Source organism: Olivibacter domesticus (genome assembly GCF_900109575.1).
Taxonomy (GTDB): Bacteria; Bacteroidota; Bacteroidia; order Sphingobacteriales; family Sphingobacteriaceae; genus Olivibacter; species Olivibacter domesticus.
In genome coordinates this window covers 1,080,169-1,092,507 of sequence record NZ_FOAF01000001.1, presented here as the reverse complement: position 1 = coordinate 1,092,507, position 12,339 = coordinate 1,080,169, and the positions used below count along the sequence as shown (strand labels likewise).

General features: G+C 39.7%; 6 protein-coding genes. 4 read left to right on the top strand and 2 right to left on the bottom strand.

The genetic code is table 11. The features are described from left to right. Nucleotides 1-350 precede the first annotated feature (350 nt). From BMY50_RS04615 to BMY50_RS04605, 3 genes are all read left to right on the top strand, one after another. Nucleotides 351-3,704 carry a SusC/RagA family TonB-linked outer membrane protein gene (locus tag BMY50_RS04615; protein ID WP_093319132.1) on the top strand — a complete coding sequence of 1,118 codons (3,354 nt, stop codon included), beginning with the start codon at nucleotides 351-353 and terminating at the stop codon, nucleotides 3,702-3,704. 71 nt (nucleotides 3,705-3,775) lie between these two features. Continuing rightward, nucleotides 3,776-5,266 (top strand): RagB/SusD family nutrient uptake outer membrane protein, encoded by a 1,491-nt coding sequence (locus BMY50_RS04610; RefSeq protein ID WP_093319128.1) that lies wholly within the window; start codon nucleotides 3,776-3,778, stop codon nucleotides 5,264-5,266. A 175-nt stretch (nucleotides 5,267-5,441) separates the two neighbouring features. Then, the gene (locus tag BMY50_RS04605; protein WP_093319123.1) at nucleotides 5,442-6,410 is read left to right on the top strand and encodes a 3-keto-disaccharide hydrolase; all 969 of its coding nucleotides are present in this window, start codon (nucleotides 5,442-5,444) and stop codon (nucleotides 6,408-6,410) included. A gap of 93 nt (nucleotides 6,411-6,503) precedes the next feature. Here BMY50_RS04605 and BMY50_RS04600 read toward each other — a convergent pair whose 3' ends face one another. Further along, a complete protein-coding gene (locus BMY50_RS04600) occupies nucleotides 6,504-8,891 on the bottom strand; it encodes an ABC transporter permease (RefSeq protein ID WP_093319119.1) in 2,388 nt (795 codons plus the stop codon). Nucleotides 8,892-9,254: 363 nt separating this feature from the next. Here BMY50_RS04600 and BMY50_RS04595 point away from each other — a divergent pair, with 363 nt between their 5' ends. Then, nucleotides 9,255-9,887: a LysE family translocator gene (locus BMY50_RS04595; protein ID WP_093319114.1), complete on the top strand. Its 633-nt coding sequence runs from the start codon at nucleotides 9,255-9,257 to the stop codon at nucleotides 9,885-9,887. A gap of 82 nt (nucleotides 9,888-9,969) precedes the next feature. Here the strand turns inward: BMY50_RS04595 and BMY50_RS04590 are convergent, their stop codons facing one another. Beyond that, nucleotides 9,970-12,231: a GH92 family glycosyl hydrolase gene (locus tag BMY50_RS04590; RefSeq protein WP_093319109.1), complete on the bottom strand. Its 2,262-nt coding sequence runs from the start codon at nucleotides 12,229-12,231 to the stop codon at nucleotides 9,970-9,972. Nucleotides 12,232-12,339 lie beyond the last annotated feature (108 nt).

The window sequence follows — 12,339 nt, the reverse complement described above, 5'->3', positions numbered from 1 at the left end:
GTGTCTGTGTATTATTGTTTATATTTATAATGGTGTGTTTTTTTTTGAATAAACATCTTTTATCGTTATTTTTTGTATTTTTTTATTTCAAAAAGTAGTTTTTTTATTCTAAAATTATAATATATGAAGTTATTTTACATATTTTGAGAAAAAATGATTAATAAATTTATTTTTTTTGACAGATATTTACGATACTTGTTAAAAAAAACAAATAAGTTTATTTGGTTTCAATTTTTTTACTATTTACTATGGTATAATTTTACTTAAATACTGCTAAATCTTTCTATATTTTATCTAAAAATCAACCTGATTAGTAGTTTTTGATTTATACCTTCCTAAACAAACACACTATGTATTTAACTAAACAAAAAAAGAGTGCTGGGGATCCTATTGCTGTGAAAAGCGGGATCTTGGCAAAAAGTGACCATCATGTTTTTCCAAAAAATGGAATGCCATGGGAGGTCATTAAAAAAGCTCGCTATCCAATTTTTTTGACTGTTTTAGCTTGTAGCCAGATTCATAGTTTAGCTGCTGAACCTAAGCTAAATGTCGAACGGCCAGTTTATTCTTCGGTAATGCTACAGGATCGAATAATGGGTAAGGTTGTAGATGGACAAAATGCACCGCTATCTGGTGTTTCAATTGCTGTAAAAGGTACAACATTGCGTACGCAAACAGATGAAAATGGTAATTTCAGCTTAGGGGGTGTGCCTAAGAACGGAATTATCGTAGCAAGTTATTTAGGTTATGCCACAAAAGAGATCGCTACATCGGGACAAACTTTATTGACAATACAGCTGGCTTCGAGAGAGAATGCTTTGGACGAGGTAGTGGTAGTGGCCTACGGGAGTATAAATAAAGCCCTAGCTACCGGATCATCCGGAAAAATCAGTGCTGAGTTAATTGAGAAGAGACCTATCACCAACGCATTAAGCTCCATTGCCGGTTCTGCGCCAGGAGTACAATCGACTACGGCAGGTGGCGCTCCGGGGGCCAGTCCGTCTATTCGTATTAGAGGTTTTGGTTCTCTATCAGCTGAAAATGGTGCGCTTATTGTATTAGATGGAGCCGCTTTCGAAGGAGATATGGCCGGTATTAACCCAGATGATATAGAATCCATATCGGTACTGAAGGATGCTGCCACAACGGCAATGTATGGTTCTAGAGGCGCTAATGGCGTAGTGTTAATCACGACAAAAAAAGGTAAGATTGATAGTAAAAATCTAAACGTAAAAGCCAGTAAGGGTTGGATTAGTAGAGGCTTGCCTGAGTATGATCGGGTGACGGCAACGCAATATTATCCACTGATGTGGGAAACATATCGAAATTCGTTAGCATATGGCAGTGCTAGGATACCCAGGGATGTGGCAGGTAGTATTGCAGCGGGGCTTACAACGGAATATAACGGACGAAGATATTCGGGAATAAACAGTTTATTGGGTTATAATCCTTTTAACGTACCGGATAACCAGATTGTCAATGCAAATGGCGAACTGAATCCAAACGCGCAACTCTTATATCCTGACGATCTCAATTGGGAGGAACAATCGACGCAAGGGGGGAAGCAACGCCAAAACTATAATTTGAGCTACAGCGGTGGATCGAGTAGCTCAGATTATTATGGGTCTTTCGGATACACTGACGAAGAGGGCTACCTGGTGAAGTCGAGCTTAAAAAGATATACCGCCAGATTAAGCGTCAACACGCAACCGTTGGATTTTTTCAAAACTGGCTTGAATGTAAGCGGTAACTATTCAAAGGCACAGTATGACAATGTGGGAGACGGTGGTACTGGTTACATTAATCCTTTCTATATTTCCCGTTTTATCGGACCTATTTATCCGGTACATCTGCACGATGAAACAGGTGCATTGGTTTTAGATGCGAATGGACAGCCCCGGTATGATTTTGGAGATAATAGACCTTTTGCACCCGGAAGGCATACGATCTACGAAAATTTAATGGATGCACAGAATCAGGTACGGGGACAGGTGAATGCAAGGGCTTATGGAACGGTTTTCATCGTGCCAGGTTTAAAGGCAACGACCAATATTAGCTTTGACCTGCTCGATACACATAATAGAACTTACGACAATCCCACTCTAGGTGATGGAGCTCCTTCCGGCAGGGCTTATCAGTATTTTTACCGCACCACAAGCTATACTTTTAATCAATTAATAGAGTACACAAAAAGCTTCGGGAAGCACAACTTAAACGTGTTGGCCGGTCACGAAAACTACAGCTATAAATACAATAACTTTAATGGTAGCAGAAGTGGTTTGATTGCACAGGGAATTACAGAGTTGGATAATTTTGCTACCGTTTTGGGCTTACAATCTTATGAACATAATGCAACGATCGAAAGCTACCTTTCGCGGGTTAACTACGACTACGACGGTAAGTACATCTTTAGCGGTAGTTTGCGTAGGGACGGTAACTCAAAATTTGCTCCTGGAGTACGTTGGGCAAATTTTTGGTCTTTAAGTGCTGCTTGGAACATCGATCGTGAAGATTTCTTTGATGTGGACTGGGTTGACCAGCTAAAGTTCCGTACTTCCTACGGTACGGTTGGCAATGACCGAGGTGGAGATGCCTTTGGTTACTATCCGTATCAAGCTTTGTATTTACTGGGGCGTAATAATCAGAGCGAAGCAGGATTTACGCAGAACTCCTTACCAAACGAGGAGCTCACTTGGGAAACAGCTAAAAATTTTGATGCCGGTATAGACTTCAGTTTCTTTAAAGGCCGTTTAGGAGGTAGCCTTGAGTTCTTTAATAGGGAAACAAGCGGTTTAATTTTCGCGGTGCCTCAACCAATGTCTAATGGAGGAAATTATCTTGGAAGTAGCGAAGGCTACTTTAAAATTAATAGTAATATCGGTAACCTGTATAATCGAGGGGTTGAACTTCAGTTGACCGGACAGATCGTTAATACCGGTGATTTTAAATATTCGGCTACACTGAATTGGACAACTTTCAAGAACGAAATAACGAAAATGCCGGATAACCAACCATTGATTCAGGATGGTACCAAAGCCTACAGTGTAGGGCATTCTGTATATGATTTTTATATGAGACGCTTTTATGGGGTAGATCCAGACAATGGAGAGGCATTGTACTATACCAATCAGCAAACTAATAATACACGAATCATTGGTCAGGATACAGTAACCAACCAGATTGCAGAGGCAAATTACACTTATACGGGAGAATCAGCCATCCCTGACTTTCATGGTGCGATGAGTCATAATTTTAGTTGTAAGAATTTCTCGTTGTTCGTGCAATTTACTTATCAGGTAGGTGGTAAGGTGTACGATAATGCCTACCGTTCTCTCATGCATGGAGGTACTTATGGAACAGCTATGCATGTTGATGCGCTTAAACGTTGGCAGAATCCTGGAGATATCACAGACGTACCGCGATTAGACAACGGTCAGGTTGCTAACTATGCTGGTATTAGCGATCGCTTTTTAACAGATGCTTCCTATTTTCAGCTAAATACCGTGTCTTTAAGCTATTCGATTCCAAAGAAATGGTTAAACCATTTGAAAGCACAAAATGCGAATATTTATTGCAGCGCTGAGAATTTAGCATTGTGGACAAAAAGAAAAGGTATGAATACGGTTGGTGCTTTCAATGGAACAGTTGACAATACATATAACCTGAACCGTATTGTATCTGTTGGGGTAAACCTGACTTTTTAATGTCTGTATTTGTAGGGATAAGGATAAATAAAAAGATTATCAACGCGCTTTGACGCTAATAATGAACAGAAATGAAAAATTTTTTAAACAATAATAATACCTTAATACTTATCTTTTTGCTGTGTTTAAGTAGCTGTGGTAAGGATTATTTGGAGACAAGGCCAACCGACGAAGTTTCGGAGGAGGAGGTTTTTAGCACGACAACAAATGTGTGGGCGGCTTTAAATGGTATCCATCGCATTATGTATTCGCAGATTTTCGGTGTCCAATCGCAAGGTGGCCAAAGCGGGAATATACTTTATATGGATATTATAGGTGAAGATATGGTTTTTAATAGCACAGCAAATGCCTGGTTACGGGATGAATATCAATGGATAGGCCATCGAAATCCCACAAATCGCATGCTCTTTTATAATTATCAATTCTATTATGTCATTATAGGAAATGCTAATAAGATCCTGGCTAATGTGGATCAAGCGGAAGGACCGCAGGAAGATAAAGATATCTTGAAGGGGCAAGCCCTCGTTTATCGGGCTTGGTCGTATTTTCAGATGGTGCAGCTTTTCGGTGAGCGTTATGTGGCAGGTGCTGCTAATGATGGTTTGAGTGTTCCCTTGGTGCTAGATCCGAAACTTACAGCTACACCGAGAAATACTGTCGCAGAGGTTTATGCCCAAATTAATACTGATTTAACGCAAGCCGTTACATTGTTGGAAGGTTATAGTCGGGCAAATAAATCACATTTAGATGTGCATGTTGCAAAGGGCATAAAAGCACGAGTAGCACTGACACAGGGCGACTGGAATGCGGCTGCAGAAAACGCAAAGCAAGCACGCGAAGGTTTTAACTTGATGAATAATAACGCAATGCTGGAAGGATTTAATAATTATGATAATACAGAATGGATGTGGGCATCTCGCATTCAGTCTGATCAGACAAGTTATTTTTATTCTTTTTTTGCATATATGTCTGCCAATTATAATTCTACAGCTATTCGTACAAACCCCAAATCGATCTTCTCGGTTTTATATGATAAAATTTCTGAAACTGATGTCAGGAAAAAATGGTGGGATCCGACGGGTAAAAATACAGCAGAATTTCCGGTACCAAATAACGGATCACGATATCCGTATATAAGCCGTAAATTTTTAGTGGCCGATGAAAGCTTGAGTATTGGAGATGTGCCGTATATGCGCGCAGCAGAGATGTACCTGATCGAAGCGGAAGCGTTAGCAAGGAGTGGTAGTGATGCCGCTGCTGCAGAGGTGCTACGGACCTTTGCGGTGAACCGAGATCCTTCTTATCAATTGTCGATGAACAGTGGCCAAGCCTTGATTGATGAAATTATTGTACAACGTCGCGTGGAACTATGGGGTGAAGGTTTTCGCTTTTATGATTTGAAAAGAACAGATACCGCTTTAGATAGGACGGGTGGTAACCACAATGCAACCTATGCCAATAGTGTGATGGAGGTACCTGTCGGAGATAAAAGATGGCAGTTTTTAATTCCGCAAGATGAAATTAACAATACTAATGGCGTTGTAACGCAAAATCCATTGTAAAGTGTGTTAATTTTTATAAAAGGCTCTGCTTAATGGATCAGGCAGAGCCTTTTTTTCTTTCGTATAGCCAGAGGTTGTTGACGTGATTGTATAAGTTCGCATTCAAAAATTAATTAATGGTAAAAAAACAATACCTTTATTTCTCCTTATTAATTTATTTTGAAGACCAACGTTTATGAAGAAGAATTTTTTTTTAGGTTTTGCATGTTGTTTAATAATTGCGTTAACGCAACCTTTCAGTACACAGGCGCAAGTAGCGCCTATTCATTCTAATGCCGTTCACGGAGGTGAGCTTATTGGTCGCTGGGATATCACTGTTGATGAAAATGGTAAGCCAGCTCCTTCTTGGTTGGAAGTGGAATTGTCGGGCTTTAAAACGTTGGTAGGACGTTTTGTAAGTACAGGTGGAAGTGCACGACCAGTATCTAAAGTCAATTTTGAAAATGGTAAGTTCGGTTTTGCTATTCCACCACAATGGGAAAAAGAAGATCGGGACCTTGTTTTGGAAGGAACGGTAAAGGACGATCGAATTCAAGGTTCTATTACTACCAGCGCCGGTGATACCTATTCATTTACAGGAGTTAAAGCGCCTGATCTTGCGCGAACTAATAAACCAGAATGGGGAAAACCGATCGCCTTATTTAATGGAAAGGACTTGACAGGATGGAAAGCATTGGGTGAAAATCAGTGGATTGTAAAGGATGGTGTCTTGACAAGTGCACAATCGGGTGCCAACCTGGTTTCTGAAAAAGAGTTTACGGATTTTAAGTTGCACGTTGAGTTTAGGTATAAAGAAGAGAGTAACAGTGGTGTTTATCTACGAGGACGTTATGAAGTGCAAATTATTGATAATCCGAAAACAGATCATCCCAACAGTCATTTATTTGGCGGTGTATATGGTTTTTTGGTGCCGAGCGAAATGCCTACTTTAGGTCCTAATGAATGGCAAACCTACGATATTACACTGGTTGGCCGTATGGTTACCATTGTAGCTAATGGCAAAACTATTATTGCTAACCAGGAAATACCGGGCATCACGGGTGGAGCTTTAAACAGTAATGAAGGAGACCCTGGTCCGATCTATATACAGGGAGACCACGGTCCGATTGAATTCAAGAAAATCGAAATTACACCTGTTAAGTAGGGTTTTTACCTTTAATAGGCTTCAATAACTATAGCCAGCATGATATTATGCTGGCTATAGTTATTAAATCTGAACGCTGGCAAATTGCTTATTCTATTCTGACCGAAGCGACTTTACCGGATTCACAAGAGCGGCTTTAATGGATTGATAACTTAAGGCAATTAAGGTAACCAGAATGGCTACGAAAGCAACGAATACAAATATCCACCATTTAATTTCGATGTGCAAGGCATAATTTTCCAACCAACTGCTCATGACTATCCAGGTTATGGGGGCAGCAATACATAATGCTATCAATATAAGTTTTACAAAGTCGAATGATATCAACTTGAAAATTTCGACTATAGTTGCACCTAATACTTTACGGATACCTATTTCTTTGCTGCGCTTATTGATGTTATAGGCGGTTAATCCTAAAATACCTAAACAGGTGATAAATAAAACAAAAATGGAGAAGGCACCTACCACTTTACCGAATTGACGATCAGCGAAGTATTGTTTATCAACTAGCTCATTCATAAAATGGTAGTTCATGGGATACTCTGGATAGGTGATTTTCCAAAGCTTTTCTATTGTTTGAATACTATGATGGATATTTTTTGTCTGTAATTTAATAGAAAAAAAATCGGATGCACTTCCATACCAGTGGATCATGGGCAGCACAGCTTCTTTCAAGGATAGCTGGCGAAAATCTTTCATGACACCGATAATAGTGTATCCTTGCCATAAAGTTATCCGCTGACCTATAGCTTCTTCCGGTTTCGTGAAACCTAATAGTCGGGCCGTGGTTTCATTAATAATAACTTTGCCGCCATTTGAAGATCCTTTTTCGAAGTTATGCCCAGCTACTAATGTCATGCCATTGGTTGGAATAAAATCCTCATCGATACCATAGAGGGTATAATTGTAATCTTTCCCTTCGTCCGATCCATATCGCGTAACGCCAACGGTGGTGCTCACATCATATAGTATAGTGGGTACTGCTCCAGAGATAGCTACTTTTTCTACTTCAGGCATTTGCAGAAGACTGTTTTTAAAGCTGAATCCTTTTTGATTCCGTAAAGAATCAGTGCCCGACTTGGGACCTCTTATCACGAGTACCTCGGAAGGATTTAAGCCCAGGTCTTGTTTTTTCATGAAGTTTAACTGTTTAAAAACAATTAAGGTGGCCGAAAGGACAACAATAGCGGCAATAAATTGTGCGACGATTAATGATCGCCTAAATAAATTACCCTTGTTATTGGAAGTAAATGTTCTACCAACTACTTTAATGGGTTTAGTAGCAGATAGACTAAAGGCAGGATAAATTCCGGAAATCAGGCAGTTGAATGCCAAAAGTGTCAATACTATTAGCCAGAAGGTTCCCGAGCTAAAAAAATCAAGTGCAATAGGTCTGCCAATCAACTGCATGTAAAAGGGCAGAGACCCCCAGATTAGCAGAAGTGCTAGGCCCATTGCTGCGATATTGATTAGTAAGGTTTCGATCATCAACTGGATAATGAGTAGTGATCTGGAAGAACCCAGTAATTTTCGCATACCAATTTCTTTTATCCTTTCCGTTGCCCTCGCAGTTGTTAGGTTGACATAGTTGATTGAACCGACCAATAAGATCAAAAGGGCTATAACTGTTAAGAATTTAACTGTTTTGGCATCGCCATTTACTTCCGGTTCAAAAAATTTATGCGAATAAAGGTGTATTGACTTAATTGGCTCAGCAGTAAAACGATTGCCTTTCGCAATTTTATCGCTGAGCTTTTCTTTTGTTAAGGTTTGTAATTTGCTGTTGAATTTTTTCCAATCTATTCCGGGGTTCAGTTGCACATATAAGTAGTTATTGTTTCCCCCCCAATTATCCATTGACCACCCCAGTGCAGTAAGGGTAGAAAAGGAGAGCAAGAAGTCAAATTTAAGATGGGTATTGGTTGGTGAGTCTTTAATAATGCCCGTGATCGTTAGCAGCATGTCGTCGTCTTTTACTGTTTTCCCTATCGGATCTTCGTTTCCGAAGATGCGTTTCGCTTGGGTCTCAGTTAACACAGCCTGATAGGGCTTGTCGAAATTAGCGGCATTGCCACGTACGAACGGAACGTCCAAAAGGTGGAAGGTAGAAGGATCAACCGCGTAAATGTATTCCATTCTAAAGGCCCGGTTATGATATTGAATTTCATTATTGTCTTCCAGCATCTGTATGCGAGTGAAATCAACCACTTCAGGTAACTGATTTTTAAGGAAGGAACCCAATGGAGGATAGGTCTCACAGTCTGTATCTATATATTCTGATCCTTTGTAGTGATCGAGGGTGATCCGGTACAGATCGTCTGCATTTTTTATATGTTGCTCATAACTGTACTCAAACTTAACAAAATTGATGATCAGCAGAAAAACGGTAATCGAAATAGCTAGTCCGAATACATTCATGAGCGCATAATACTTATCTTTCAAAAGATTGCGCCAGGCTGATTTAAGATAATTAGTAAACATAAACAGGTGTTTTGTGCTTATAAATATAATTGTTGTACTATTTTAAATCAATAAAGCTGCCAAAGGTTTAAATCTTACTTTGTTAGTTCCTATGCTATGGGGTTTCGCCGTCTCTGTTCGTATTCGGACACTTTTCGTTCATTTTCGAACAGTAAAATTCGTTAGCCGTCATCTATTTTGAATCTCATTCTGCATCGCCCCGCTGTGCAAGCTGTAAATCTATGACTTGAACGAACCATAAGCCGCATATTTTAAAATGGTTATATTTTTAAAATAATTATATTTGCGTTAGAGGCCAAGGGGCATTATAATATTTTGGGTAAAGAGCTTTCTTTCTTGGTTAGTATTTTATTTATTCTAGTTATGTTCGATCCTACTACCTTTATTGCCTTTTTAATGGCTGCTATGATTATTGTGTTAATACCCGGGCCTGGTCAAGCATTGGTGCTCTCTCAAGTTGTTTGTAATGGAAAGCGTCATGGCCTGATGACAACGCTTGGATTAAATGTTGGTACCTTATTTCATGCACTGTGTATGGCGATTGGTTTATCGGCGTTACTCTCCACTTTTGCCATTGCTTATGAGGTGATAAAATTTGCTGGGGCATTGTATCTGATTTATTTGGGAATAAGCAGCTTTCAAAGGAAAGAAAATAAGCAAGAACTTGAAAACGTTACTTTGCAATCCTTGAAAAGGACATTTGCTCAGGGTATATATACCGGAATCTTAAACCCTAAAGTAGCGCTATTCTTTGTTTCTTTCTTACCGCAGTTTGTAAATCCTGCTAAAGCATCTCCTGCCTTGCAATTTATTGTGCTTGGATCTATAATAGCTATGTTATGCCTACTTTGGGATTTAATGCTAATTACGCTATTAAGCCGTGTGAAGGACAAAGTATTTTCCAGTAATTTTTTTAAAAATAAATTGCATAAGATTTTAGGACTGGTGTATGTTTCTTTGGGGATAAAATTACTCTTCTCGGGAAAAAACACGTAAAAGCAAATAATCTTGTTTTCATAAGTTTTTAGAAACATAGCTATCTACTACATTAGATAGCTATGTTTTTCTAAAATTAAGTTTAGTCCATTTTAAAAGATGGAGGGATGGCATCGTCCCCTGAAGCCCATGTTTTATTAGGATGTTTACCCATGACTAGCTCCAATGTTCCGCCTTTCATTAATTCTTCATGACTAAACCATGATTTATTCCAATCTCTACCATTTAGCTTGGCAGATTGAATGTATTTGTGGTCGGGCGAATAGTTCTGACAAACAACGCTAAACGTTTTTCCATTTCCTAGGGATAGGGTAGCATTTTCAAAAGTAGGACTACCTATTACATACATGGGAAGTCCAGGTGTTATAGGGTAAAACCCTAATTGTGAAAATACTATAAAAGAGGTGAGTCCTCCACCATCTTCATCGCCAGGGATTCCCATGAGGTCGTTTCGGAACCATTGATTTAACAAGTTACGCACTCTCTTTTGTGAACGCCAAGGTTGACCAGCATAGTTATAGAGATAAGGAACATGCATGGCTGGCTCATTACCCATGGAAAATTGACCAACGTTACCGGTATGATCTGCATAAATATGGTAAAAATCTGGTCGGCCTTTACCAAGCGGCGTGCTGTACATGTCTTCCAAAGCATCTACGAACGCCTGTTTGCCACCTATGAGCTGTACAAGGTCAGCCACATTATGGGGTACATCAAAACGATATACATACCCGGTATTTTCATCGTAAGCATCGCGTCCGCCAATGCCCGGAGGGAAACGGTAATCGAGGTTAGGCATAAATGCACCAAGTGTGTCTTTTGGATGGAAGAATTTTGTTTCTGGATTAAATACCTTCCGATAGTTGAGACTTCTTTCGGAAAAATACTGCGCTTCTTCTTTATTTTTAAGTGCATTGGCAATAACCGACAAACACCATTCATCGTACACCGTACCGAGGGTTACCGCTATCGGTTGGCGGCGCTCCCAGGAATGAACTTCGGGAACAGTTTCCTTTTCGTTCGGAGCCAGTGAAGGGAGATAGCCTTTATCTTTATAAAATTGATCTAATACGCCTGCTGGTTTTGATGACCACGGTGCTAATGTCTTCTCAGTGATGGCAGCTTTTGAAACCTTATATGCCTCCGCTAGGTCAAAACCACTTAAACCCTTGCTATAGGCATCGGCCACCATGGCTACTGCATGATTGGAATTCATTCGACGGCTATCACCCGTTACTTCAGGAAAGTTAGGCATCCAAGCACGTGGCATCTGACGTGTCATCACAATATAAGAATTAATCATATTGCTTTCCATTTTAGGCTCAATAAGCACGCGTAAGGGATGGGTAGCACGGTAGGTATCCCAGATCCAATCATCGGTATAAAAAGGTTTTCCTTCATCGCTATGTACTTTGCCGTCATAGGCACTGAAGTACTGCCCGTCTTCTGATATACAAATCATCCGTTCGTAGGTGCGGTATAGGGAAGTGTAGAATACGGTTTTTGCATTTTCATCGCTACCAGAGACTTTAATTTTGCTTAGAGTGCTGTTCCAAATATCGCGTCCTTCTTTTGCTACAGAAGCTAAATCATAGTGCTTAATCTCACGATATAAATTTTTTTTCGCTTGTGTTGCACTGATAAATGATACGCCGTAACGTGCGTTTAGCCGCTTGGTATTAGCTGGGAATTTTATAACGAAGTAGGCATTTTTTCCTTCTGTTGTTTTTTCTTTTGTGTTTAGTTGATTACCTTGATGTGTGCCAATTTCCAACGGCTTGCTTTCTGTTTCAAAATAAATATAAACCTTCGTATTGTTATCAAGTTGTTGGTAGCCACTAATGGCATTACCATCGATTGTCAGTGCACCATTACGGGTGTTTAACACTAAATAGGGGGAGCCCTGTGCCGCTTTAAAATCAAACTCATAAATACCTGATTGATGAGATGGCGCGTATTGAACAGCAATATCCTGATCGTCTAAATCTACACTGTAATAGTTGGGCTTGATCACTTCGTTGTCGTAACCTAAGGGAATGATATTTTTAATATCATGCACTGCTCCTTGAAATGGACTCAGGTTAAATGCCGAGCTCCCGCGGTGACTGGTTACAATTAACGGCAGTCCGTTTAAGATATTGCCAGTAAAATTTTCTCTTTCTGGATACACGCGCAATATACTATTTGGTAAATGAACCGTAGGGTAGGTGGGCACCAGCATGTGGCTGATATTGCCAATGTATGGATTTGCATAATCGACGGGTTCTTTTAAAGCTTGTGCACATAAGCCTGTTGTCGTTAACAGGAATGAGAGTAGTAGGGTTGAAAAATTTGGCTGCTTCATAATAAGGTAAAAGTATTAAAACTAAAGCATATTTCTTGATTTATAATGAGCTAATTTGTTTTAGCATAAATCGACTTGTTATAATGGAATCCCTGTTTATCGCTATTG